Below are 25,098 nucleotides of genomic sequence, written 5' to 3'. Positions count from 1 at the left end.
CTTTTTCTCCTCCTCAATACAATTCCCAAACCCGTCATCAATCTGGCCCAGCGGGCAGAGCTTTTCGTCATCATCGGGGTCTTCACCCGGATCGCACGATTCGAAAGGGTCGGATGAACCGCCGGGTACAATGGGTTCCCACGGATTAGGATCAGATGGATCTTTCGGTGGAGCAGGAGGTATAGGTCAGTGTAAGTCCTAACCGCCACCGCCGTCGTCGCCTATGCATTCTTCAATTTATGAGATCACTTCCAGTTCCGGTCTTTCGACTCAGGTTACTAGTGAGAGATGATACCTGCTAAAGTATCATTACTTCCGTATATACGTACTCATTGAAAGTCCTACACCAATATTATATACAAGGATAAGTCTTTTTTCAGTCTGTGTATCGATTATATAATTTTTCTGATCATCAGGATTTTCAATATTGATCAGCACCAATTCACGTTTAGTTAATCCAGAAGGAGTAGAAACTTCTCGGATTGACCAGTTGTAGGTTTTATATACGTTGTTTTTATAATAAGTGGTAAGTGTATTTTCCGCATGATATACCCACCGATTTTCAAATGAGCTTCCTTCTGCCACCCATGTTCCAACTATTTCATCTGATTTATTAGAGGAGGTCAAAATGAGATTTCCGATAAGAAATAACAGTACTGATAACACAGGTTTAAACATATTCTCCAGTGCTCATATAGATGATTTCATTTTTAGGCCAAGTCTTGAGAGTAAGATTGTAAAGTGACGTGAAAAGCTGTTTTCCGACAAATGAATGATATGGATAAACAGTCAATGAAATTGACTATCGAATGAGTTGATGAGTATTCTGCGATTATTCTAATCCAAAATTGCTGTTTGTAAACTTCAGCCAAAAAGGACTTATTAAGTTGAATCTAAGGACTCACAAAGTATACAATTTCTGTTATAGTATTTGTGTTGGGATCTATTTCTAAAATCACTCCAGTATCCTTTTCAGTACATCTAAATGCTATAAAAGAATACGATACATATTGAGATTCACCGATAATAAGATCATTCCCGAAAGCCTGCTTAAGACTGTCAATTGTATCCCCGACTTTTACAGTATTGCCCTGGATAACGACTGGCCACTGGTTGCTGGTTATGGTAATTCGTGTAACATATGTTTGGATGTCATAGGTAAAACCTATTCGGAAATCTACATAGTTAAACGATCTGCTTCTATTCTCACTGAGCTCTTCTACAGAACTGTAGTTACCTAAAAGGCGCTGTACATTTTGGGATTCTGCATTTGTAGCATTTAACTGTTCTATGGTTTTTCCGTTGAATTTTATTGCTTCATAGTCGTCGCACGGAATGATGTTTACAGCATCTTGGGCTAGTGCGAGACCTGAAGATATCGAGATTAGTATAATAAACAGAGTTTTCAGAAGATGAACCATTTTAACTCCCTATCGAACTTTCTATTGCAGAATTTGCAATCCAAATCATTGTCTGTTTTGGCGCTGCTTTTTGTTCGACAGTATATTTAATATTGTTTTCAAACCAAATCAGTTTGGCTCTATTGCAGAAAGCATTACAGACAGATTCTATAAAATACCCTTCAATATTTTTCCTTAAAGATACTTTTTGGCTGTTTTCAGGCTGCTGTTCTTCCTCAACGTCTTCTCCATGAACTGCTCCAACAATGCAAAAGTTATTCCAGTTACATTCAGGCAGAACTGAAATTTGAATCGAATAGCGGTTTGCAGGTGTATCATCAACGAGTGCATAAAGTTGCTGAGGCTCAGTCAATTCATCGGCATCCAAAAAGGATGGCAAGCGAAGTGGGATGGTTTTGTCCCTAAGTTCTGGCATTATCGGTTCAAATACTTGATAGCCTGTATGAATCGTATCCTGATGAGCGGTTGCTTTTTCAGTAGCATAATTATCAGTCCAGTTTTCCCGATCAAAAATTAAAAGCCGCCCCTGAGGTATTGCCAGCAGTGTTAGAACCCCATTCAGTCCTTGGACTACGTAGCACTGATTTGGCACATTCTGACCACGACTTATTTCTAACATTGCAAAATCTTCTTCATTGTCAGCAGTTTCTCCCTCGCATTCATCCACGATTTGCCAAGCTCTTTCACTTACCAATTCATCATCTGAATAGGTGAAATGTTGACTACCTTCATTAAACTCCCAAATGTATGTTGAGTCATTCTCTGCATACCATTTTCCAAGAATCATTTCTTCTGGATCGTTGACGTTGAAATCAATAATTGAGCTGAAGAATATTGTTAAAAGGAGTAACATACCTGAGGTGGTTTTCCATCTATTTAACAACTTCAATAATTGATTCATAAAAGTAATTTCCGTTAGTGTTTTCACCATGCGACAGGAAGCGGCTGAACCCAATTCTGCAGATTTTAAATCAATTTCATACAATTCCTTGCTGAAATTAATGAATCTTTAACAGATCTGTTCCTACTCCCCTCACAAAACTTTAACCTGACTTTCTCCGTCTCTCCCTATATATTCACCCGCTGATGTAATCCGGGGAATAAATTAGGATGCAGTGAATGGTATATTCATTGCAAACCTTTTCGTATATTTAGTGCTTATAAAATTTTCACAGAATGAACGATGTCGTTCAATATGGCTAAAAAATTCGACGAAGTTAAACAGCTCGCTTACCCAAAAGCGGAAGTGGAGATCCTGAATTGGTGGAAAGAGAATAAGATTTTTAAGAAAAGTCTGACCTCCAGAGAGGATGGGATTCCGTTCACGTTCTATGAAGGACCTCCCACTGCTAACGGAAAACCGGGTATTCACCACGTAATGGCAAGAACCGTGAAGGATCTGTTCTGCCGCTACAAAACGCTGAAGGGTTTTAGGGTAGACCGCAAAGGCGGATGGGATACGCACGGACTCCCGGTAGAGATTGAAATTGAGAAAGAGCTGGGGCTCGAGGGGCGCGCTCAGGTTGAGGAGTACGGCATGGCAGAGTATAACGCCAAATGCCGAGAGAGTGTCCTTAAATATAAAGATCTCTGGGACGAGCTGACCAACCGAATGGCTTACTGGGTGGATCTGGATGATCCCTATGTGACGTTCGAGAACGACTATATCGAATCGGTCTGGTGGGCATTTAAGCAGCTCTATGATAAAGGACTGGTGTATCAGGGATATAAAATTCAGTGGTATTCGCCGGGCAGCGGAACCGTGCTCTCTTCGCACGAGGTTAGCCTGGGATATAAGGAGACGCAGGATCCTTCGATCTACGTGAAATTCCCGCTGGATGCCGATGAAAATGTTTTCTTCCTTGCCTGGACCACAACTCCGTGGACCATCATCTCCAATATGGCGCTGGCCGTGAACCCGAAACTGGAGTATGTAAAGGTGAAAGTGAGTGAGGGCGACCAAACTGAATTTTACATTCTGGCCAAAGACTGCCTGGAAGATGCCCTGAACCACGACTACGAAATTGTAGAGAGCTATAAAGGATCAGACCTGATCGGCTGGACTTACAAGCCGATTTTTGATTATGCTCTCAAAGAGTTTGAAAAAGAGGATGCCTGGAGAGTCATCGAGGCGGATTACGTAACAACAGAAGATGGTACCGGTGTGGTTCATACAGCCCCTGCATTTGGTGCAGATGACTATACCACGTGCCAGGATGCGGGAATTCCGATGTTCAACCCAATTAATGAAGAGGGGCGATTTACCGAGCAGGTCCCCGATTTTGAAGGGCAGTGGTTCAAGGACGCCGACAAAGAGATTAACCGCGCCATTAAGGAGAAGAACCGGATGTATCACCATGACGTGTACGTGCATAACTATCCGTTTGACTGGCGCAAAGGTACCCCGCTGATGTCGTACCCGGTGGAGTCGTGGTTTATCAGAACCACCGCCGTGAAGGATAAAATGGTGGAACTGAACAAAGATATTAACTGGAAGCCGGAGAGTACCGGAACCGGACGTTTTGGCACCTGGCTCGAAAACAATGTGGACTGGGCCGTTTCGCGGCAGCGCTATTGGGGAACACCGATTCCTCTCTGGGTGAGCGATAAAAATCCGGAACACATTGAGTGTGTGGGCAGCGTAGAGGAGCTTCGCAAAAAAGCGGGAATTTCCGAAGATGTGGAGATCGATCTTCACCGTCCGCACATTGATGAATTTACATGGGAAGGCCCTGATGGCGGAACCATGAGGCGAATTCCAGATCTGCTGGATGTCTGGTTCGATTCCGGTTCGATGCCGTGGGCTCAGTGGCACTACCCGTTTGAGAACAAGGACAAATTCAAGACCAACTTCCCGGCCGATTTTATTGCCGAAGGTGTGGATCAGACACGCGGTTGGTTCTATACGCTTCACGCGCTGGCTACCATGCTGTTTGATAAGCCTGCATATAAAAATGTAGTATCCAACGGACTGGTGCTCGACGCCAACGGCGAGAAGATGAGTAAGTCGAAAGGGAATTCTGTGGATCCGTTTGAAGTGATTCAGAAGTATGGAGCCGACACCGTTCGCTGGTATATGATGAGCAACTCCTCTCCGTGGGAGAATCTCAAGTTCAGCGAAGAGGGTTTGCAGGAGACACAGCGTAAGTTTTTTAATACCATTGTAAACACCTACTCATTCTTTGCGATGTATGCGAACATCGACGGATTTACCTACTCCGGATCACCGCTGCCAAAATCGGAGAGAACGGAGATGGACCGATGGGTCATTTCCAGGCTCAATACAACCGTTAAATCGGTTGATGAATTTTTGGATGAGTACGAACCGACCAAAGCCGCCCGTGAAGTGGAGCGGTTTGTGGAGGAATTAAGTAACTGGTACGTTCGCCGGAACCGGCGCCGTTTCTGGAAAGAGGGCAAGAGCCTGGATAAAACAGCCGCTTATCAGACTTTGTATGAGTGTCTGGTCAGCCTGGCGAAGATTGTCAGCCCCACTGCTCCGTATCTGGGTGAATGGCTCTATCAGAGATTGAATGAAGTAACCGGACAGGACGAACAGTCGGTTCACATCTCATTCTATCCAACCGTTGAGGAGACCGCTATTGACAAACAGCTCGAGCGCCGCATGGATATTGCACGAACCGTAAGCTCGATTGTGCTTCGCGTACGGAATCAGATCGATATTAACGTGCGCCAGCCGCTCTCAAAAATCATTCTTCCGATAGATAAAGAAGAAAGAGCTGTGGTTGAAGCTGTAAAAGATATTATATTAGATGAGGTAAACGTTAAGAATATTGAGTTTGTGGATGATGACTCTGGAATCGTCAGCAAATCGGCCAAGCCGAACTTCCCAGTTTTAGGGAAGCGACTCGGTAAAAAGATGAAGCCGGTGGCTGCGAGAATTCAGAATTTATCTACAGATGAAATATCTGAATTCGAGACGGAAGGTGTAATTGAGCTGGATCTGGAAGATGGCGATACGGTACGTATATCATCCGGAGAGATCGAAATTCAACGATCCGGTTTGAAGGGATGGTCGGTAGAAACCGAAGATGGCATAACCGTTGCCGTTGACACGGATATCACACCGGAACTTCAGAAAGAGGGACTTTCCCGAGAGTTTGTGAACCGAATTCAGAACATGCGTAAAGAGGCTGACTTTGATGTGACCGATCGAATTGTGATTGGATTTTCCGGAAACAAGGAGATCGAAGAAGCGGTGGAAGCAAACCGCAATACCATCATGTCGGAGACACTGGCCGGAGAGATTACCCCTGAACCACTAAAAGTATCTGATTTTGTAAAATCCTGGGATATCGAAGACCGGGATTGTGAAATTTCGATACGAAGAATTACTAACAAATAATCATCAGCATTATGGCATCTTCAAAGGATTCCAAGACAAAGGAACGAATCAGTCCGTATAACGACGAAGAACTGGAGTACTTCCGTGAAATTATTCTCAAAAAGCGAGACGAGGCTGAGCAGGAGCTGAACGCACTGCAGAGTACTCTGCGTGAAAGCATGGAAAACTCTTCCGACGAATCGGCTTACTCATTTCATATGGCAGATGCCGGCACGGATGCTCAGGAGCGTGAAAAGACGTATATGCTTTTCAACAGAACCAAGAAGTTTATCCGCTATCTGGATGACGCTTTGGTTCGAATCGACAATAAGACTTACGGCGTTTGTAAGGTTACCGGCAAAAAGATTGCCAAGGGCAGACTGGAAGCGGTACCTCACACTCAGTTGAGTATAGAGGCTAAACTAAAACGCAGGTAGAGTCTACATTTTGTCAGAAAAAGCAAAAAAGCTGCTTATTTTTTCAGTTCCGGCGGTTATTGTTCTGATTATTGATCAGATCACAAAACACATCGTTCGAACATCACCGGACCTTCACAGGGTTGATCTGATTGAGGGGTGGCTGGCTTTTAATTTTACTAAAAATCCAGGCATGGCGATGGGGATGGACTGGCTCTCCACTCCGGCGATCAGCGTCATTGCCATTACGGCCACGGTTGGGATAATCGGCTATATCATCTATACGTTGAACCGGGCAAATTATGCCTACTTGATCTGTATGGGGCTGATTATTGGTGGTGCGCTCGGCAACATCTACGACCGTATTTTTATGGGAATTGTTGGCGGTTACGGCGGGGTTCTCGATGGCCATGTGGTAGACTTTATCCACTTTAACCTGACTATAGGGGATACTCCTGTTTTTCCTTATATCTTTAATGTTGCTGATATTGCGATCAGTACTTCCATTATTGTTTTACTGCTCTTCCACAAGTGGATCATGCCGGTTGAGGATGAAGGGGAGAGTGATATGGAAATGATGAGTGAAACAAGAAGTGATGAGTCTCCAAAAATAGAGAGTGCAGATCAACAGTAACCAGTTGGCAGTTTGCGTTTGGCAATTAATGAGCCAGATTCGCTTCTGAGACCTGCTGTGTGTTTTTTCACAGTCCCGAGAATTCGGGAAGACCTGAATTTATTCCAGCATCAGCTTTTTAAGAAACCCTTCCTTCGATTGAGGTTTGTCCAGTTTTTCTTCCGGATGGTCCGTGTCGATATGATCGAGCGGAATGGCTACTTCATCTACCATTTCCAGGCCAAAGCTTTTTAGTCCAACCCGTTTAACCGGATTGTTGGTGAGCAGACGCAGCTTGCGAATTCCCAGCATGTGCAAAATCTGGGCTCCAACACCATAATCGCGCGAGTCCATTTTTGACCCTAGCTTAGACCGAATCTCTTCCTTGTTAAGCCCGTCATCCTGCAGACGAATAGCTGTGATTTGATCTACAATGTTAAACTCACGGCTCATCTGATCCATATATAGAACAACGCCGTGATCCGATTTAGCGACCATCTTCAGGCTCTCGTGGAGCAGGCCGGTTTTGTCACTTCGCTTGCTCCCAAAAATGTCGGCAAGAGGATTTGCAGAGTGTACACGAACCAGAACGGGATCCTCTTCGGTCCAGCTACCTTTTGTAAAGGCGAGATGATGTTCGCCGGTCAGCTTCTCTTCGAAAACGTGCAGATCAAAATCGCCATGGATTGTTGGCATGTCTACGGAAAGAACTTTTTTAACAAGCGATTCATGCTTCATGCGGTAAGCAATCAGATCTTTGATTGTTACCAGCTTCATATCAAACTTTTTGGAGAGCTCAATCAATTCGGGAAGCCGCGCCATCTCACCGTCGTCATGCATAATTTCACAAATGATTCCGGCCGGCGCACAATCTGCCAAACGGGCAAAATCTACGGCTGCTTCGGTATGACCTGCTCTTCTCAGAACTCCGCCTTCTACACTGATCAGGGGAAAAACGTGTCCGGGCCTGCGAAAATCGGAAGGGTGTGCCTTCGGGTTGATAATCTCCTTGATGGTATTGGCACGATCGGGTGCAGAAATCCCGGTTGTAGTAAGTTTCTTGTGATCTACCGAAATGGTGAATGCGGCTTCATCGGGATCAGCTCCCTCAGTTACCATGTAATCCAGATTCAGCTCATGCGCACGGTGGCGGGTAATGGGTACACAAACCAAGCCTCTGCCATGCTTCACCATAATATTAATGGCTTCGGGCGTGACCTGATCTGCAGCCATTAAAAAGTCTCCTTCATTTTCGCGGTCTTCATCATCTACTACAATGATCATCTTGCCCGCACGAATATCTTCAATAGCTTCTTCTATAGTATGGAAAGGAGACTGTGTCATGATAGAGTATGTTTCCGGATTACCCGGTTAAAATCAAATTACTTCTTATTTTTATTAGGATTTACATCCGTGATGGATCCTTTTTGGAAACGGGCTTTCACGCCACTGTCAATTTCAAGAAGTACGGTGTCTTCGTCAATAGTGTTAACCGTTCCAATCATTCCACCGGATGTTACCACTTTATCACCCTTTTTCAGTTCACTTACTTTTTTCTGAATCTCTTTCTGCCGTTTGCTTTGCGGGCGAATGATGAAGAAATAGAATACAAAGAAGAGGGCTCCCAGAAAGATCAGGTTAATCATTGCGCCGTCGCCACCGCCTTCGGGTGATCCCATCAGAAAAAATACATTCAAAAATGTCATATCAAAGTTAATTATTGGATTAAGATTTCAGCTTTGAAAGATACACTTTTTCCCATGGGTGAGCAATTCACTCTGAGAGTGTGATAAGTTTTATCAAATAGTAATTGGAAAAGAGAAATACCTCTTTATTCTTTTTTGGTAGACAAACCAAAGGGTAGATAAAGAGGGCATGTGCCCACAAGACTTGTTAAAATAAATACAGCTGCCAAAATACCGAGAATGATGGCTACGGTTCCGGATATTAGTCCGGTAAAATAAAGTACAGCCACAACCAGTGCGACAATTACTCTCAAACCGCGATCGATGTTACCCATATTTTTCTTCATAATAAGACTCCAGTGTTAGGTGTTGATAAGAAATTGAATTCCAAAACCGATAGCTGTGATGATCAAAATACAGATCACACAGACTGCAATGAATTTCAATATGTTTGATTTACCGGTTTTCATTACAGTGGATTACGTTTAATCGGATGAATGAAATACCGGAACGAACTCTTTCAGGGGCAAGGGTTCAGACTTTGATATGTCATTTTCTCCGCGTTCCAAAGTCATTTCGTACTTAACCTGATCGTTTCGGTAGTAGCGCTTTTGATAGTAAATTGGTTTTTCGCCTATTGTATATGTGATTCTGTCTATTAAAAAGAGTGGAGTTTTAACAGGTATATCCAACTCTTTGGAGAGTTCTTCATCGGCGACTGTGGCCGACATGCGATAACAGCCTTTGGTTATCTCAATATCGTAATCGTCCTCAAGAATTGAGTAGATCGTTTTCTCCTTTAAGGCTTCTTCCGAAAGCAGTTGTCCGTAAAAAATGGGAAGCCAGGAGATGTCGTATGCAATCGGTTCACCATCACCCAAGCGAAGTCGGTCAACGCGCAGAACCTTTATATTCTCTTCAATGTTGAGGCGTTCAGCCAGCCACTTGGGTGGATTGATAACTTCAAAAAGCTTAACAATGGAAGAGGCTTCAAGGCCTGCTTTCTTCATGTCTTCGTTAAAATCGGTCAGCTTAACCAGGTTGTGTTTTTTTCGGTCGTCACTGACAAATGACCCCAGGCCCTGGCAGCGATATATCAGTTCGTCATTTTCGAGGGATTGGAGGGCACGACGAATGGTAACGCGGCTGACATCAAACTTTTTGGCGAGTTCATTCTCAGACGGAAGCTTTTCATCCGGCTGATATTCACCCTTCTCTATCTGATCAATTAACCACTGCGTGATCTGCGCGTGGCGCGGTATTCCTTCTTTTAGAGTCATATCGAGTTTATTTCTTTAATACTAAATATAGTAAAATAAAAAGTATACATCAATACTTGTATTAACAAGTAATATTTTGTTAACTTAATGGTATACCAAAAAAATAAAATAAGAGCTATGGAAAAGTTAAAAACAGTTTCAGGAAAGAATGTTGAAACAATAAAAGCACGTCCTTACGCTAATCATCATCAGTTTTTAATAGTTGGTGGTGGAACAGCCGGAATTACAATAGCTGCTCAATTGCAGAAAAAGTTAAGCAAGCCGGATGTTGCAATTATTGAGCCTTCGGATGTGCACTACTATCAACCAATGTGGACATTTAATGGCGCCGGGGTATTTCATAAAGAGAAGTCGAAGAAACTGATGAAGGATGTAATGCCGTATGATGTGGCATGGATAAAAGATTATGTTGTTGCGTTTCATCCGGATCAAAATATTGTGGAAACAGACTGCGGAAAGTTTTTTTCCTATGAGTATTTAATTGTAGCACCGGGTATTCAGGTAGACTGGGATGCCATACCGGGACTTGCTGAGAATATCGGTACAAATGGTATTTGCAGTATCTACTCGTATAATCAGGTAGATTATGTGCACGAGTGCATCAATAATATGAAAAAAGGGCGTGCTCTTTTTACACAGCCGGCCACAAAATTTAAATGTGGCGGTGCCCCTCAAAAAATAATGTACCTCTCGTCCGATACCTGGAAGAGAAATAATATATTGGACGATATTGATGTGAAATTTACCAGTGCGGGATCGGTCATATTTGGGGTTGAAGAAATCAAGGATGCATTAGGTCCCGTTATTGAGCGGTACGGTATAGACGTTAAACTTCTGCATAACTTGAAAGAGATTAAAGCAGATGAAAAGATTGCTGTTTATGATATCCTGAAAGATGGCAAACCGGTAGATGAAGTGGAACTTGAATTTGATATGATCCACGTGACACCACCTATGAGCTCGCCTGACTTTATCAAGAATAGTCCGCTGGCTGATGCCGAGGGATGGGTAGATGTGGATAAAAGTTCACTTCAGCATAACAAGTATCCGAATATCTTTTCACTTGGAGATGCCGGGAGTACACCCAATGCTAAAACCGGGGCTGCCGTGCGTAAACAAGCTCCTGTAGTAGCAGGTAACCTGATATCCTTGTTACAGAAAGGAAAGATTAATGATAAACTCTCTTATGACGGCTACGGTTCGTGCCCGCTAATAACCGGATATAACAAACTGATACTCGCTGAATTTGACTACGACAACAATATGACACCTTCATTTCCAATTAATCAAGCAAAAGAACGGAGAAGTATGTACCACATGAAGAGAGACTTACTACCTTTAATGTACTGGCATGGAATGCTTAAAGGAAGAGCGTAATGCTTTTAGGTAATCATAAACAGGTGAATAGAAAAGATCTATTACACTTGTATTGACAAGTAAATACATTTGCAGTATATTTGAATTGTAACAATAAAAAACAGAGCAATTAATCATGTTAGACTTTTTATATCAACCGTGGCCCTGGTACGTGGCCGGCCCGATCATTGGGTTAACCGTTCCCATTTTACTGCTGCTGGGCGGCAAGATGTTTGGTGTATCGGCAAACCTTCGTCACGCCTGTGCAGCGTGTAACTTCGGGAATATTGAATTTTTTAATTACGACTGGAAATCAGCCGGCAGATGGAACATAACTTTCTTGGTAGGTACAGTGCTGGGAGGGTTCCTCGGCGGATATGTATTTGCAAATCCGGAGCCGATCCAGTTGGCAGCATCCACAATAACCGACCTTCAGGCATTGGGTATTCAGGACTTTAACGGACTTGTGCCAAATGACTTGTTTGCATGGGATATGCTTGGAACAGGTGTTGGTTTGACCGTATTGGTTCTTGGAGGATTTTTGGTAGGCTTTGGAGCCAGATATGCAGGAGGATGTACTTCAGGTCATGCCATATCAGGTTTATCTGATCTTCAGCTTGCATCACTCATTGCAGTGATCGGATTCTTTATCGGAGGCTTGATCATGACCTTCTTCATCTACCCAATTATACTTGGTTAATGAAGCTAAAGACCTGTCAGCGTCCCGACTGTTGTCGGGATCTGACAGCGTCAAGAAAAGCATAACGAAAAACAAGAAATTATATAACCGAACACTTTCAGGTTCCGACTGTTGTCGGAACGCTGAAAGGTTCTAAGACTTACAACACATGAAATTTTCAGAATATTTAAAATACTTATTAATCGGTACAGGTTTTGGCTTTGTACTGGTTAAATCAGAGGTTGTATCCTGGTTCAGAATTCAGGAGATGTTCCGGTTCGATTCCATTCATATGTACGGAATTATCGGACTGGCAGTGATCGTGGGCATCATATCCGTTCAGATTATCAAAAGAAAGAACATGAAAGATGCTGAAGGAAATCCAATATCGATTCCTCCTAAAGATGCATCGCAAGTAACCAGATACATCGTAGGTGGATCCATCTTTGGATTAGGCTGGGCGCTTTTGGGAGCCTGTCCGGGACCAATGTTTGCACTGCTTGGAAGCGGGTTGACCATTATGGTGATCCCAATTTTAGCAGCTTTAGCAGGTACATATACATACGGACTGCTAAGAGACAAAATTCCTCATTAAGTTGAAGAGGTAGTAAAGAAGTCCCCTCTTGAGAGGGGATTTAGGGGTGTGTTAGAAGATTTATTGATGAGCAAATAACAGAGATAACATCCCCCCGGAGCAATCGCTTAACGCGATTACTCATCCCCCCTTCAAAGGGGGAGGATTTTTAAGAATATTTAAAAACAAAACAATAAAGGTAGAACAACATGTATTTCAAACAATTCTTTGATGAAAAATTAGCACAATATGCGTACCTGGTAGGATGCCAGGCGAACGGTACTGCTGTAATCATCGATCCGATGAGAGATATCGATCAGTATATCGACCATGCAGCAAACCAGAATCTAACCATTACGGCTGCTGTGGATACACATATCCATGCCGACTACATTTCAGGTCTTCGCGAATTCGCAGAGCGTGGCGTAAAAGTATACGCTTCTGACGAGGGCGACAAAGACTGGAAATATGAGTGGTTGAAGGGAAGTGATTATGACTATGAATTCCTGAATGACGGCGATGAGTTCAAAATCGGAAACATCACAATCAAAGCGTGGCACACACCGGGACATACTCCTGAGCACCTCAGCTATTTTATAACAGATGGAGCCGCTGCGGGCGAACCGATGGGTGTGGCTACAGGCGACTTTGTATTTGTGGGTGATGTAGGACGTCCTGACCTGCTTGAATCTGCTGCGGGACAGGAAAATGTAATGGAGCCTTCTGCGCGAACGCTGTTTGGAACAGTAGAAGAGTTCAAAAAGCTGCCCGAGTATATGCAGGTATGGCCGGGACACGGAGCAGGCAGCGCATGCGGTAAAGCACTGGGTGCAATTCCTGAAACAACAGTAGGGTATGAGCTGAGATATAATAACTCTCTGAAATCAGCCAGCTCAGAAGATAGTTTTGTGAACTTTATTCTGGAAGGACAGCCCGAGCCGCCACTCTATTTTGCGCGCATGAAGCGTGACAACAAAATTGGTCCAGCTCTGATTGGCGGTCTGCCACAGCCAAAACGACTCACTCTTAACGAACTGAGAGGATTGGTAGGTAAAGAAGAGCCTATTATTCTCGACACAAGAGAAAAAGAAGACTATGTAGCCGGACATATTCCGGGATCACTGCTGTCGCCTTTAAACAAGCAGTTCAACACGGTAGCCGGATCATACATCACCGAAGACGATCAAATCTATCTGGTAGTTAGCGAACATCAGCTTACAGAAGCCGTTCGTGACCTCTACAGAATTGGATTGGATAACGTGGTAGGTTATGTAACTCCACGAGATATTCTGATGTACAAAGATCAGGGTGGCGACATGGAGAAACTGGATGTAGTGAAATTTGAAGATGTTGAAAATCTGGATAGCAACGAACTGGTTGTAGACGTAAGAAAAGCATCTGAATTTGAGGAGTCTCATGTTGACGGTGCTGTAAACTTTGCACACACCAGACTGCTTCCAAACAAAGAGAACATTCCTTCAGGTAAAAAACTCTATCTGCACTGCATGACAGGCGGAAGATCTGCTGTAGCTTCAGCATTCCTGAAGAGAAAAGGATTCGAAGTTGCTCTCATCGACGACGACTTCGAAAAATACATGAGCAAAGTTAAAGCATAAATAAGAAATCAAAGAACAGGCCGGCAGCGTAAAGTTGTCGGCCTTTTATACTCAAGTGGAGAATTTAAAAACACATATCAAAAATTTCGTACCGATAGTAGATACGCTTGGATCGTATAATAAAAGCGCATTTAAAGGAGACTTAAATGCCGGTGTAACCGTGGGTATCATGCTTATTCCTCAGGGAATGGCGTACGCGATACTGGCGGGTTTACCTCCGGTCTATGGGCTCTATGCTTCAATCATACCATTGGTTATTTATGCGCTGTTCGGCACATCGAGACAGCTGGCTGTAGGTCCTGTAGCCATGGTTTCACTTCTGGTAGTTGCGGGAGTCGGTGAATTTGCTGAAGTAGGGAGTGCACGTTTTATCCAGTTAGCGATATTAACTGCACTGGGTGTTGGCCTGGTTCAGTTTTTAATGGGCCTATTCCGGATGGGATTCCTGGTAAATTTTCTGTCTCATCCAGTACTAAGCGGGTTTACATCAGCTGCCGCTTTGATTATTGGTGCCAGCCAAATAAAAAATTTAACCGGACTCGAACTGACAAGGACAAAACAGGTTCAGGAGATTGTCATAGAAACGTTCAGACGATTCACGGAAATTGAGCCGATTACAGCTGCCATTGGTATCGGTTCAATAGCTGCGATTATTCTGATTAGAAAATGGAAACGGACATTCCCGTCAGCTTTGGTTGTTGTTGTGGTTGGTACGGTATTAACGGCTATGTTTGGGCTGAATCAGCACGGAGTGGCTATCGTAGGAGAAATCCCAAAAGGATTGCCGACGTTCAGTCTGGAATTTTTAAATCTATCTGACGCTCGAATTCTGATTCCAACTGTGCTGATCATTTCATTGGTGAGCTACATGGAATCGATTGCCGTGGCAAAAGCGATTGCCAACAAACACGGTTACAAAGTAGATGCCAATAAAGAGCTGATTGCGCTGGGAGCCGCAAATATCGGGGGTTCATTTTTCCAGGCATTTCCAACAACGGGAGGATTTTCAAGAACAGCAGTCAATGATCAATCCGGCGCCAATACAACGATCGCATCGATTATCAGTGCGGCAATTATTGCACTGACGGTTCTGTTTCTGACGCCCCTGTTTTACTATCTGCCAAGTGCAGTACTGGCCGCGATTATTATGGTGGCGGTAGCGGGACTGTTTGATATTTCGGAGATGAAGCACCTTTGGAAAACAGACAAACGTGATCTTGCAATGTTACTGGCAACGTTTATTGCAACGTTGGCACTCGGTATTGAAGAAGGAATCGCTATTGGTGTGGTACTCTCACTGGTACTGGTGATCTACAGCAGCACGAAGCCTCACAGTGCAGAACTTGGAAGGCTTGGCGATTCAAAAAATTATCGAAATATCAATCGATATACGGAAGCAGAAGTAGATGATGAAGTTCTGATCTATCGATACGACTCCTCACTCTACTTCGCCAACGTTGAACATTTCCAGGAGTCTCTCTTTCGGATAATTGAACAGCGGGGTGAACAACTGGAATTGGTTATCCTCGATGCCTCAGCCATCCACTCTGTCGATTCAACAGGAGTGCATATGCTGAGCGAGGTGATAAAGGATTTAAGACAGAGACGAATTGCGTTTTTTATAGCCGGAGCGATTGGCCCGGTGAGGGATAAACTGAAAAAATGCGGTATTCAGGAGGCGATGGGTGAAGAGAATTTTTTCTTTGACGTATCCGGAGCTGTGGCGTACTACAAAGATCAGCCGGAACGAATTAAAAAGACGTTTTCTCCCTGTCAGACAAACGTGTAACAAGCCGCTTTTATACTGAAATAATATGTAGCAAATAGACTATTCAGAGATATGGAGACAGAGATTATTATTGTGTTGACCATCATGGCCTTTACCATCTTCATGCTGGTTACGGAAATTATACGGATTGATGTTACTGCACTCATTACCATGCTGGCGCTCAGCTGGACCGGGATTTTAACAACAAATGAGGCGCTGGCAGGGTTTTCGAGTAATGCCGTTGTGGCAATGATTGCGGTTATGATACTTGGTGAGGGAATGGCCAAAACGGGCATGATGTCCCGATTTTCGAAATGGCTTTTGAAGCGGGTTGGTTCGAATAAATCATCCATTCTGGGTTCGCTCTCGCTGTCTGTCGGAACACTCTCGGGAGTGATTCAGAACATCGGAGCTGCGGCACTGTTCCTGCCCAGCATCATGGATATTTCCCGCCGAACAAAAATATCAGCATCTGTGCTGATCATGCCGATCGGTTTCGCTGCGATTATTGGTGGAACGCTCACCATGGTAGGATCCGGTCACCTGATTTTGACAAACGACCTATTGGCAAATGCAGACCTGGATCCATACGGTCTGTTTGCAGTAACCCCGGTGGGAATCGCGCTTTTGGTTGCGGCTGTTCTCTTTTTTGTGCTGCTGGGTAAATATTTTCTTCCTCAGGAGAGCACTGAAGGCGAGTCTAAATTAACAGAACAGGAGAAGATCATAGAGGCGTTTAGCCTGAATAAGGATATCCGATATTTCCGGGTTGAAAACAACTGCGAACTGACCGGAAAAACGATAGAACAGAGTGGGATATGGAGCGATTACAATATCAACCTGTTGGCTCTCCGTGATGGAAATAATACACAGTACTCTCCCTGGCGCGAAACGGTTTTAAAAGAGGGACAGGTAGTTGCGCTTTATGGTGAAGTGGATGATGTGAACCGTTTTACGGATGACAAGAAATTAAGCGCAACAGAAGATCACATTATTTTTGAAAGTATTGAAGATCCCGAAGAATCCGGATTTGTGGAAGTAATTGTTCCGCCGCGTTCAGATTTGGTCGGTCAAACGATTCGGGAATTCTCTATGAGAAAGCGATATGCTGTAGAGCCGATTATGTTGTTCAGCCAGGGGGAAAACGTTGATGATGATTTTTCAGACCATAAAATTAAGGCAGGCGACACATTCATCATATACGGAACATGGAAAAATATTAAAGAACTACAGAGCAGTGATCCGTTTATAGTGACTACACCGATTTCTGCCGAGATGAAGGACCCTTCTAAAACTTGGCAGGCCGCCGGAAGTTTTCTGCTGGCTATTGTATTGGCAATGAGTGGATTTTCCATCTCTATCGCATTTCTGACCGGCGCCGTGATGATGGTTCTGACCAATGTCATGTCCATTCAGCAGGCATACAAATCCATAGAGTGGAAAGTGGTATTTCTGCTGGTCGGTTTGATTCCGCTTGGTACAGCCATGCAAAACAGCGGCACGGCCCAGTTTCTGGCAGAAAATGTAATGAGCGTTATTGAGGGAAGTCATCTGTTGGTGCTGCTGTTTACCGTTGGAATACTTTCAACCGGATTTTCTCTGGTGATGTCGAATGTAGGAGCCGTGGTGGTATTGGCACCGCTGGTAGTAGGCATTGGCGCCCTTGCCGGTGTGGATCCGCGTCCATTGGTACTGCTTGCCGCTGTTAATGCCGGTAACTCATTTGTGCTGCCAACGCATCAGGTAAATGCTTTGATGATGTCGGCCGGAGGATATAAAACCAAAGACTACTTCAAAGCCGGAGGCGGAATGACGATTGTGTTTCTGGTGGTATCGGTACTGTTCTTTTACTACACCTTCTTTTAAAATTGAAGAAAGAACAGTAATGCATAATGAGCTATTAAGTTCTCCCTTTGAAGGGGGACAGGGGGATGAAAAGAAATACAGTTTGGGAAAAACCAAATTATGGTAAATGCCAAGTAGAAAATGAACACTGAAACCATCAAACTCGGTCTGAAAGAGAACTGGAAGCAGTTTTCTCTGCTGGTTATGATCAATGCGTTTGTGGGGGGGATGGTTGGCCTGGAGCGAACCATACTGCCTGAAATCGCAGAGACAGAATTCGGTATTGCAGCTCGCACGGCGATCTTTTCGTTCATTGTTGTATTTGGAATTACCAAGGCAGCATCGAACTATTTTGCCGGACGATTTGCACAGCAGTACGGCCGGAAGAAGATGCTTATAGTGGGCTGGCTTTTCGGTCTTCCGGTTCCATTTATATTGATGTTTGCGGGAAGCTGGAACTGGATTATTCTGGCCAATGTGCTGCTCGGGATAAACCAGGGACTGGCGTGGTCGGCCAATGTGATTATGAAAATCGACATTGCCGGTAAGAAAGACCGCGGTCTTGCGATGGGTTTGAATGAATTTGCGGGCTATCTGGCCGTTGGAGTCGTCGCCTTTTTGACAGGTTGGATCGCTTCCGAGTTTGGACTAAGACCGTATCCGTTCTATCTCGGTATCGGAATGGCAGTCATTGGGTTGATTATGTCGATCGTATTAGTGATTGACACCGAGCCGTGGGTGAATCTGGAAGCAAAAGGAGCTAAAACCAAGAAGAGTGAGGGCAGTCTTTTCTGGAAGGCATCGTTTGCCGACCGAAATTTGTTTGCTGTATCACAGGGCGGAATGGCCACCAACCTGAAGGATGGAATGGCTTGGGGAGCATTCCCGCTGTTTCTGGCTGCAGCTGATCTGAATATGGCTCAGATCGGAGTGGTTACAGCTATCTATCCTGCTTTCTGGGGGATTTTTCAGGTCGCAACAGGAAAACTTTCGGATTACACCGGGAGGAAGCAGATGTTGGTAGCCGGGATGCTTGTTCAGGCCGTGAGCTTGCTTATTTTTCAAATGTTGACCGGATTTTATCAATTTCTGGTGGTTGCGGCCCTTCTTGGAATCGGAACAGCGATGGTTTATCCTACATTTATCGCGGCAGTAGCCGATCTGGTTCATCCGCAGGATCGTGCCGAAAGTGTTGGAGTGTACAGGCTTTGGAGAGATGGCGGATATGCGGTAGGTGCTGTTGTAACCGGTGTAATTGCGGATGCATTTAATCTCTCACTGGCCATAACCGTTACCGGAGTTATCAGTTTGATGTCTGCGGGCTTTATTGCCTTTGGAATGAACAAATTGAACAGACCGATTAAGTCTGCTGAAGGATGATGAGTATTAAATGGATTTGATTGGCAAAGTTCTTAAGGAGCAGGAAGTTTAATCAACTGCTAAAAGAAATTTATGCAAAGAATATTAATCGTAACAATTGGAATCATAATAACAGGAATGATCATGTTTAGTTTTTTATCTCGATCGAATGGCATTGATATCAGTGCCCAGGAGTTCAAAGAGAAAGTAGAAGAGGAGAGAGGTGTGGTGATTGATGTCCGCTCTAAAATGGAGTATGACGAAGGCCACCTGAAATTAGCCGATGAGCTGATTGATTTTAACGCCGGTGAGTTTCACAACAAAGTGGACTCTCTCGATAAAGACAAAACCTACTACCTCTATTGCCGATCAGGAAATCGAAGCGGACAGGCCGCCCGACTCATGAAAAGCAAAGGGTTCGAAAATGTCTACAACGTCGGCGGATTCGATGACCTGGCTCGAAATGGATTAGATACCGAGTAATACTCAACGCTCCGTCAGATTGCTACCCGCGGTCAGCCGGATATATTATTAGGACACTCGTGGCACGACTTTGAGGCGTGCCACGAGTACGTCTTAAGCGGTATAACGGGTTGAACAGAAATCAAAAGCAGATAGATAAAACAATGGATTTAAGCATACCCAAAAAAGAACTGGAAGAGATCGAATCCGCCATTCAGAGTGAAGAGAGTGTAGTTGGTATCGATGCCAAGAAAACACACGTGATTATCATCCATATGCTCCATCAAATTCAGCAAAAGCTGGATGATCTGGAAAGCAGAATTGAGAAACTGGAGAAGTGAATAAATCCCCGTCAGACCGCTACAGTCGGTCAGACGGATAGACAAAAAATCAAGAATAATCCGTCTAACCACTTGGAGCGGTTAAAAGATTTTTTCTCAAGGCCGCGGAACGTATGTGAATTCCTGAAGGAATGAACATCTGCTCAACGTTCTGCGGCCTTTCTTATTCCGTACCTAACGGCACGGGGAATTGTGTTGGGTTTTTGGAATCTACCCATATTTCGTCCCAAATGGGACGATCCTAAGAAAGGATTTCTTGAGAATACGGGATTCATTGTACTATGAAAGACGGCACTAAAGTGGTGTTCAACCCACTGATTTGGTATAAAAAATGTGACTGATCATTCGATATCTAAATTTAACTTTGTCCCGTAGGGACTAAACATGGGTAGTAGAAATAGAGAGGAGTCATCTGAAAATAGCGTGCCTTTAGGTACGCAATACGAGTTTCTGGATCCATTACGGAATGAAGAATTGTGTTGGGTTTTTGAGCTCTTCCCATATTCCGTCCCCAATGGGATGGTTACCAAATCCTTCGTAATCAAAAAAAACTTTGAGTTCTTCCTATGTGTTAAAAACTTGTCCCTTAGGGACAAAACATAGGTAGATAAAATGAGGAAACATTTTAAAAAGCGTGCCGTCAGGTACGCAATATGAAGGGCTTATTTTGTTGGGAATATTGAATTTGTCTATCAATGAATATCATCGTGTGTTTTTAACCGGGTCATTGTTCTAAATAATAATGGTGTATTTCTTTTCAGAAATCTTCAACCACTCCTGCGCCCTCCTTGGAAAGGAGGGGAAATGACATCAAATACAAGCTTTCCTGGAACTCTATTTCTTGGTTGCAATCCCGCGAATGACAACTGCCTCACCGTGATGATATTTTCCTTCTATCAACTCAACCTTTTTCTCCTCAAACAGATCTACATTCACACCTTTCAATAGCGATCGAAGCTCATCGTAATCGAAAAGCAACTCCTTTGATTTTGGTCCGCCGGATTCTCTTCCAAGCTGTTTTTCAGAATAGAGCTCCAATATGAGAATTCCACCGCTTTTTAGACTGTTAATTACTTTATTGAGAAACGGTTTAAAAACGTCTTTTGGCAGATGAACAAAGATTAAAGCGGCAGCATCGTACTCATTTTCAGGCAGTAAGATATCCTCGGCAAAAGAGACCTCGTAGCGAATGTTCGCTCCACTTTCTGATGCCAAAGCGAGTGCTTTTTGTTTGGCTTCTTCACTATAGTCGAAAGCAAAAACATCCCATCCTTGCTTGGCGGCATAAACTGCATTTCTTCCCTCACCCTCGGCCGGAAGAAGTAACTTGCCGGGTGTCATTCTGTCTAGTGCTCGCTTGAAAAATAGATTGGGTTGTTTTCCGTACACGTACTCACTATCCGAGTATCGGTTGTTCCAAAAGTCTTTCATGATGAATGATTATTTATGAAATCGAGTAGTTATTAGACCTGACAGGTTTCGAAAACCTGTCAGGTCTGTCAGGTCTGTAAATCTAAAAATTACTTAGCTATGAAAACGATTACCAATCTTATCTCTTAACAAGTCTGCCGGCTTAAATCGATCCCCATGTTTGCTTTGAAGCTTCTCCATACGCTCAACCATTTTCGCAGGAGTTTCTCTGTCAATATACCGGAAAGGTCCTCCCAAAAATGGCGGGAAGCCCAACCCCATGATAGCGCCGAGATCACCGTCTGTCGGACTCTCCAGAATTCCTTCCTGAAGGCAAAGCACAGCCTCGTTCACCATCACCAGTGCAAGACGTTTCTGAATTTCATTTTGGTCAATTGATTTTCGGTCCTGTCCGCCAAAGAATCCATAAATCTCACGATTCACTTCTTTCTTTTTCGAGCCGTCTTCGTAAGTGTAAAATCCTTTTTTGTTCTTGCGGCCCTTATAGCCGGCATCCACAAGCTCTTTCGCCTTCTTGCTGGTTTTTGCGCCGCGGGATTCAAACTTATCACTGAGCACTTCCGCGACATGTGCGCCAACATCGATTCCTACCTCATCAAAAAGAGCCACCGGTCCGACCGGGAAGCCAAACTGTTTCATCGCCTTGTCCAGATCCTCAATTTTGGCACCCTCTTCAAGCAGTAAGAGCGCTTCATTCATAAATGGAGCCAAGATTCGGGTGGTATAAAATCCGGGGCCATCATTCACTACAATCACCGTTTTGCCCTGATTGAGTCCAACCTCGTACGCGGTAGCCGTGACCCAATCATCCGTTTTTTCGGTTTTGATGATTTCCAGGAGCGGCATTTTTTGAACGGGGGAAAAATAGTGCATCCCGATGATATTCTCCGGTCGGTCTGCTTTAGCAGCAATATCTGTAATCGGAAGGGATGATGTGTTGGAGGCGAATATGATATCCTTCGAACCATGGTTTTCAATCTCCTCGACAATACTCTGTTTCAGGTCGAGATCTTCGAAAACGGCTTCAATCACCAGGTCAATGTGTTCAAATCCATTGTAGGTTTCGGTCGGGTGAATCAGGCTGGCGATTTCATCCCGTTCAAACCTTGAAAGGATATGCTTGCTCACTTTCTTGTCGAGATTTTTCAGAATCTCAGCTTCTCCTTTCGCTGCATTTTCCACTGTTTGGTCTTTCAGCCAAACATGATATCCGTTGTCAACGCTCACCTCTGCGATACCTGAACCCATCAGGCCGGCGCCCAATACACCGATACGTTCTACTTCTTTTGCCTGATCTTTCAACGGATTCTTTTTGGCATCATTCATCGCAAAGAAGAGTTGAACCAATGCCCTCGATTCGGGAGTAACCGCAAGCTCACCAAATAATCGCGATTCATTTTTTAATCCCTTCTCTAAACCGTTTTTAAACCCAAACTCCACGCTGTCAATGATTTTGGGCGGAGCGGGATAGTTCCCTTTGGTCTGACCGTGGGTGCGTTTGCGGGCCTGACTAAAAATGATCTTTCGGCCGATTGGATTTCCTTCGAGAATCTTTTCAAAAAAGGATCGTTTATCAGGCTGCTTAGCCTTCCCATTAGAAAGTTTCTGTACAGCTTTAATCCCGGCCTTAACAAGAGCATGCTTGTGAACCACCTCGTTGGCAAACCCGGTTTTTTTGGCCTGATGGGTATACATGTTTTTACCCGTCAGCATGTAGGTGAGGGATTTCTGAATCCCAATTAGTCTTGGAAGTCGCTGCGTTCCTCCCATTCCCGGCAGCAGTCCGAGTTGAACCTCCGGAAGACCGATTTTCGTAGAGCTGTCGTCCGAGACAATTCGGTAGTGACTGGCCAGGGCCAGCTCAGTTCCTCCACCCATACACGATCCGTTGATTCCCACTACAAACGGCTTTTTCAGATTTTCGATTCGGAGCAAAATCTCATGGCCCGTCCAGCTCAGTTCTGAAAGCTCCTCTGCAGTCTCCCGCGTTTTGAACATCTCGATATCTGCACCGGCAATAAAATTCCCATCCTTTCCGCTGACAAGAACAGCTCCTTTCAGGGAATCATCAGACTCCAGCTGATCCAGAATATCGGAGATCTCATCAATCAACGCTTCATTGAGCTTGTTCACTTTCTCCCCGGGAGTGTCCATCGTGATAATAGCAACATCTTCTTTATTCTCGATCTCAAATATTTTTTGGCTGCTCATGTGTGTATGGGTTTTGAAATTTTAAAAGTCCCCTCTTGAGAGGGGATTTAGGGGTGTGTTAAAAATCTCGTCAGCAAATCATAACTTTTTATTTGGTCAAAGTGCTGAACACACCCCTTGCTCGTGATAATCGGCTTCGCCATTATCACTCACTTTTCCCCTCTCAAGAGGGGAAGTCTGACTTTCATTCTAGATAAACATTAGTAATCATTTTTCCGGATACCGTTCAATAATCATAGCATGCCCCTGACCACCGGCTGCGCAGGCTGCAATCAGAGCGTATTTGCCATTCTCTTTGATGAGCCGGTTTGTGGCTGTAGTAACCAATCGGATTCCGGTTGCGGCAAATGGGTGACCAATGGAAAGTGAGCCACCCCAGGCATTTAATTTTTCATCCGGAACTTCTCCAACCTTTTTATCCCGGTTTAAACGATTTTGGGCAAACTCATCACTTGCCAGAGCTTTGAGCACGGTTACCATTTGACCCGCAAACGCTTCATGAAATTCAAAAACATCGATGTCATCAAAGGTTAAATTCATTTCGTCCAGTACTCTGGGGACTGCAAATGCAGGGCCGATCAATAGCTCATCGCCGGGTCGCTGTGCCACATAACTGTAAGAATGTAAAATCGATTTCGGCTGGTACCCTCGTTCTTGCGCTTTCTCCTCACTCATCACCAAAGCTGCGGAGGCTCCGTCAGTCAGAAATGAAGCATTTCCGGCGGTAACGGTCCCATGCGGTTTGATAAATGCGGGACGAAGGGACTCCAGTTTTTCCATGGATGTATCGCCCCGGACCCCATTATCTGAGTCAATTAATTTCTCTCCATTTTTAATAGAAACCGGATAGATCTCTTCACGAAGTTGATCCTTAGCTTGGTCCGCGCGGTGATGAGATTGAAGAGCAAATTCATCCTGTTCACGTCGGGTTACGCCATATTTGGCGGCCATCTTATCACAACTTTCACCCATCGTTTCGCCGGTAGAGAATTCAGATATGGATGGAATTTCCGGAAGCAGATCACTCGGTCTTAGGCCTTTAAAAAATTTAAACCAATCGGTGGGTTTGCGGTATTTCTGAGTCTCCAGCAATTTCTGCCTGAATTTCTTTCTGAACCGGATCGGGATATCGCTCATCACTTCTACACCGCCAACAATGGCTCCATCGATTTGACTCAGCCTGATGGAATTCATGGCGGAGGTCAGTGCTACATTGGATGAGATACACGCCATGGAGACGGTCGTTGCCGGGATGTGATCGCCCAGGCCCGAAGCAAGAGAAACCTCCCGTGCCACATTGCTCGTATTTACATCCTGGATCACATTTCCATAGAAGAGGTGGTCGATGTGTTTGGGGTTCAGTTTAGTCTGATTGATGAGTCCTGTAACGGCAAAACGTCCCAGATCGTAGGCAGAAAATTTTTTGAAATCGGTTTGGGCGCGAAGAAAAGGTGTGCGTCCGCCATTGATGAAAACTACTTTCCGGGATTTTTTAGAATCAGTCATGGATCAGTGTAAAATTTTTCTGAATAGAAAAGAGGTAGATTAACAGTGTTAACCTGTACTATATATACAAAAAAGTTTGGGATGTCTCCACTTTCGGTTTCTCTTGCATGAACGTTAAATTGTACGCCGTACTTTACTATTTACTGCTTTTTTAATAGCGATCGCAAACGAGCAAAAGTAAGTGTAGTCG

The 25,098-nt window shown here is 44.2% G+C and carries 22 protein-coding genes; 12 read left to right on the top strand and 10 right to left on the bottom strand.

The annotated features are described in order from the left end of the window. Nucleotides 1-309: 309 nt before the first annotated feature. The 3 genes from CWD77_RS11895 to CWD77_RS11885 form a co-directional block, all read right to left on the bottom strand. The gene (locus tag CWD77_RS11895) at nucleotides 310-627 is read right to left on the bottom strand and encodes a hypothetical protein (protein WP_133120227.1); all 318 of its coding nucleotides are present in this window, start codon (nucleotides 625-627) and stop codon (nucleotides 310-312) included. A gap of 266 nt (nucleotides 628-893) precedes the next feature. Continuing rightward, a complete protein-coding gene (locus tag CWD77_RS11890; RefSeq protein ID WP_101073783.1) occupies nucleotides 894-1,421 on the bottom strand; it encodes a hypothetical protein in 528 nt (175 codons plus the stop codon). A gap of 1 nt (nucleotide 1,422) precedes the next feature. Next, nucleotides 1,423-2,406, bottom strand: coding sequence for a hypothetical protein (locus tag CWD77_RS11885; RefSeq protein WP_101073782.1), 984 nt, complete (start codon nucleotides 2,404-2,406; stop codon nucleotides 1,423-1,425). A gap of 210 nt (nucleotides 2,407-2,616) precedes the next feature. Here CWD77_RS11885 and ileS point away from each other — a divergent pair, with 210 nt between their 5' ends. From ileS to CWD77_RS11870, 3 genes are read left to right on the top strand one after another with little or no spacing between them, the layout of a single operon-like run. Continuing rightward, complete coding sequence (ileS, locus tag CWD77_RS11880; RefSeq protein WP_101073781.1) at nucleotides 2,617-5,787, top strand: isoleucine--tRNA ligase; 3,171 nt, start codon at nucleotides 2,617-2,619, stop codon at nucleotides 5,785-5,787. 11 nt (nucleotides 5,788-5,798) lie between these two features. Next, nucleotides 5,799-6,203: a TraR/DksA family transcriptional regulator gene (locus CWD77_RS11875; RefSeq protein WP_101073780.1), complete on the top strand. Its 405-nt coding sequence runs from the start codon at nucleotides 5,799-5,801 to the stop codon at nucleotides 6,201-6,203. Between the two features lie 10 nt (nucleotides 6,204-6,213). Beyond that, nucleotides 6,214-6,816 carry a signal peptidase II gene (locus CWD77_RS11870; RefSeq protein ID WP_101073779.1) on the top strand — a complete coding sequence of 201 codons (603 nt, stop codon included), beginning with the start codon at nucleotides 6,214-6,216 and terminating at the stop codon, nucleotides 6,814-6,816. A gap of 99 nt (nucleotides 6,817-6,915) precedes the next feature. Here the strand turns inward: CWD77_RS11870 and ribB are convergent, their stop codons facing one another. From ribB to CWD77_RS11850, 4 genes are all read right to left on the bottom strand, one after another. Further along, nucleotides 6,916-8,139 carry a 3,4-dihydroxy-2-butanone-4-phosphate synthase gene (ribB, locus tag CWD77_RS11865; RefSeq protein WP_101073778.1) on the bottom strand — a complete coding sequence of 408 codons (1,224 nt, stop codon included), beginning with the start codon at nucleotides 8,137-8,139 and terminating at the stop codon, nucleotides 6,916-6,918. Between the two features lie 38 nt (nucleotides 8,140-8,177). Beyond that, nucleotides 8,178-8,501, bottom strand: a complete 324-nt coding sequence (gene yajC / locus CWD77_RS11860) for a preprotein translocase subunit YajC (RefSeq protein WP_101073777.1) — start codon at nucleotides 8,499-8,501, stop codon at nucleotides 8,178-8,180. Between the two features lie 125 nt (nucleotides 8,502-8,626). Next, nucleotides 8,627-8,827, bottom strand: coding sequence for a YgaP family membrane protein (locus CWD77_RS11855; RefSeq protein WP_101073776.1), 201 nt, complete (start codon nucleotides 8,825-8,827; stop codon nucleotides 8,627-8,629). Between the two features lie 138 nt (nucleotides 8,828-8,965). Then, complete coding sequence (locus CWD77_RS11850) at nucleotides 8,966-9,760, bottom strand: GntR family transcriptional regulator (protein WP_101073775.1); 795 nt, start codon at nucleotides 9,758-9,760, stop codon at nucleotides 8,966-8,968. Between the two features lie 117 nt (nucleotides 9,761-9,877). On the opposite strand from CWD77_RS11850, the gene CWD77_RS11845 reads away from it, so the two are divergent. From CWD77_RS11845 to CWD77_RS15490, 9 genes are all read left to right on the top strand, one after another. Further along, nucleotides 9,878-11,137: an NAD(P)/FAD-dependent oxidoreductase gene (locus CWD77_RS11845; protein WP_101073910.1), complete on the top strand. Its 1,260-nt coding sequence runs from the start codon at nucleotides 9,878-9,880 to the stop codon at nucleotides 11,135-11,137. Between the two features lie 115 nt (nucleotides 11,138-11,252). Further along, nucleotides 11,253-11,816 (top strand): YeeE/YedE family protein, encoded by a 564-nt coding sequence (locus CWD77_RS11840; protein ID WP_101073774.1) that lies wholly within the window; start codon nucleotides 11,253-11,255, stop codon nucleotides 11,814-11,816. 148 nt (nucleotides 11,817-11,964) lie between these two features. Further along, a complete protein-coding gene (locus CWD77_RS11835; RefSeq protein ID WP_101073773.1) occupies nucleotides 11,965-12,390 on the top strand; it encodes a DUF6691 family protein in 426 nt (141 codons plus the stop codon). A 188-nt stretch (nucleotides 12,391-12,578) separates the two neighbouring features. Beyond that, entirely contained in the window at nucleotides 12,579-13,985 is a 1,407-nt protein-coding gene (locus CWD77_RS11830; protein ID WP_101073772.1) for an MBL fold metallo-hydrolase, read from the top strand. A 55-nt stretch (nucleotides 13,986-14,040) separates the two neighbouring features. Continuing rightward, a complete protein-coding gene (locus tag CWD77_RS11825; protein ID WP_206018007.1) occupies nucleotides 14,041-15,774 on the top strand; it encodes a SulP family inorganic anion transporter in 1,734 nt (577 codons plus the stop codon). Between the two features lie 51 nt (nucleotides 15,775-15,825). Then, nucleotides 15,826-17,619: an SLC13 family permease gene (locus tag CWD77_RS11820; RefSeq protein ID WP_101073771.1), complete on the top strand. Its 1,794-nt coding sequence runs from the start codon at nucleotides 15,826-15,828 to the stop codon at nucleotides 17,617-17,619. Nucleotides 17,620-17,739: 120 nt separating this feature from the next. After that, entirely contained in the window at nucleotides 17,740-18,978 is a 1,239-nt protein-coding gene (locus tag CWD77_RS11815) for an MFS transporter (protein WP_101073770.1), read from the top strand. Nucleotides 18,979-19,050: 72 nt separating this feature from the next. Beyond that, nucleotides 19,051-19,440, top strand: coding sequence for a rhodanese-like domain-containing protein (locus CWD77_RS11810; protein WP_206018006.1), 390 nt, complete (start codon nucleotides 19,051-19,053; stop codon nucleotides 19,438-19,440). 110 nt (nucleotides 19,441-19,550) lie between these two features. After that, entirely contained in the window at nucleotides 19,551-19,760 is a 210-nt protein-coding gene (locus CWD77_RS15490; protein ID WP_133120226.1) for a hypothetical protein, read from the top strand. 834 nt (nucleotides 19,761-20,594) lie between these two features. Here the strand turns inward: CWD77_RS15490 and CWD77_RS11800 are convergent. The 3 genes from CWD77_RS11800 to CWD77_RS11790 all read right to left on the bottom strand — a co-directional run bounded on the left by CWD77_RS11800 (nucleotide 20,595) and on the right by CWD77_RS11790 (nucleotide 24,908). Beyond that, nucleotides 20,595-21,191 carry a class I SAM-dependent methyltransferase gene (locus tag CWD77_RS11800; RefSeq protein WP_101073768.1) on the bottom strand — a complete coding sequence of 199 codons (597 nt, stop codon included), beginning with the start codon at nucleotides 21,189-21,191 and terminating at the stop codon, nucleotides 20,595-20,597. 93 nt (nucleotides 21,192-21,284) lie between these two features. Next, nucleotides 21,285-23,402 carry a fatty acid oxidation complex subunit alpha FadJ gene (gene fadJ, locus CWD77_RS11795; protein WP_101073767.1) on the bottom strand — a complete coding sequence of 706 codons (2,118 nt, stop codon included), beginning with the start codon at nucleotides 23,400-23,402 and terminating at the stop codon, nucleotides 21,285-21,287. Nucleotides 23,403-23,609: 207 nt separating this feature from the next. Then, nucleotides 23,610-24,908 carry an acetyl-CoA C-acyltransferase gene (locus tag CWD77_RS11790; RefSeq protein ID WP_101073766.1) on the bottom strand — a complete coding sequence of 433 codons (1,299 nt, stop codon included), beginning with the start codon at nucleotides 24,906-24,908 and terminating at the stop codon, nucleotides 23,610-23,612. Nucleotides 24,909-25,098 lie beyond the last annotated feature (190 nt).

This window comes from Rhodohalobacter barkolensis, from assembly GCF_002834295.1.
Classification (GTDB): Bacteria; Bacteroidota; Rhodothermia; order Balneolales; family Balneolaceae; genus Rhodohalobacter; species Rhodohalobacter barkolensis.
The sequence above is the reverse complement of the archived record's forward strand: the minus strand, read 5'-3'. Positions and strand labels throughout refer to the sequence as shown.

Coding starts and splice junctions, on each gene's coding strand:
- CWD77_RS11835 (WP_101073773.1), top strand. CDS start 11,965: ATGAAATTTTCAGAATATTTAAAATACTTATTAATCGGTACAGGTTTT.
- CWD77_RS11840 (WP_101073774.1), top strand. CDS start 11,253: ATGTTAGACTTTTTATATCAACCGTGGCCCTGGTACGTGGCCGGCCCG.
- CWD77_RS11850 (WP_101073775.1), bottom strand. CDS start 9,760: ATGACTCTAAAAGAAGGAATACCGCGCCACGCGCAGATCACGCAGTGG.
- CWD77_RS11790 (WP_101073766.1), bottom strand. CDS start 24,908: ATGACTGATTCTAAAAAATCCCGGAAAGTAGTTTTCATCAATGGCGGA.
- CWD77_RS11815 (WP_101073770.1), top strand. CDS start 17,740: ATGAACACTGAAACCATCAAACTCGGTCTGAAAGAGAACTGGAAGCAG.
- CWD77_RS11820 (WP_101073771.1), top strand. CDS start 15,826: ATGGAGACAGAGATTATTATTGTGTTGACCATCATGGCCTTTACCATC.
- CWD77_RS11875 (WP_101073780.1), top strand. CDS start 5,799: ATGGCATCTTCAAAGGATTCCAAGACAAAGGAACGAATCAGTCCGTAT.
- CWD77_RS11855 (WP_101073776.1), bottom strand. CDS start 8,827: ATGAAGAAAAATATGGGTAACATCGATCGCGGTTTGAGAGTAATTGTC.
- CWD77_RS11845 (WP_101073910.1), top strand. CDS start 9,878: ATGGAAAAGTTAAAAACAGTTTCAGGAAAGAATGTTGAAACAATAAAA.
- CWD77_RS11800 (WP_101073768.1), bottom strand. CDS start 21,191: ATGAAAGACTTTTGGAACAACCGATACTCGGATAGTGAGTACGTGTAC.
- fadJ (WP_101073767.1), bottom strand. CDS start 23,402: ATGAGCAGCCAAAAAATATTTGAGATCGAGAATAAAGAAGATGTTGCT.
- CWD77_RS11830 (WP_101073772.1), top strand. CDS start 12,579: ATGTATTTCAAACAATTCTTTGATGAAAAATTAGCACAATATGCGTAC.
- ribB (WP_101073778.1), bottom strand. CDS start 8,139: ATGACACAGTCTCCTTTCCATACTATAGAAGAAGCTATTGAAGATATT.
- CWD77_RS11810 (WP_206018006.1), top strand. CDS start 19,051: ATGCAAAGAATATTAATCGTAACAATTGGAATCATAATAACAGGAATG.
- ileS (WP_101073781.1), top strand. CDS start 2,617: ATGGCTAAAAAATTCGACGAAGTTAAACAGCTCGCTTACCCAAAAGCG.
- yajC (WP_101073777.1), bottom strand. CDS start 8,501: ATGACATTTTTGAATGTATTTTTTCTGATGGGATCACCCGAAGGCGGT.
- CWD77_RS11890 (WP_101073783.1), bottom strand. CDS start 1,421: ATGGTTCATCTTCTGAAAACTCTGTTTATTATACTAATCTCGATATCT.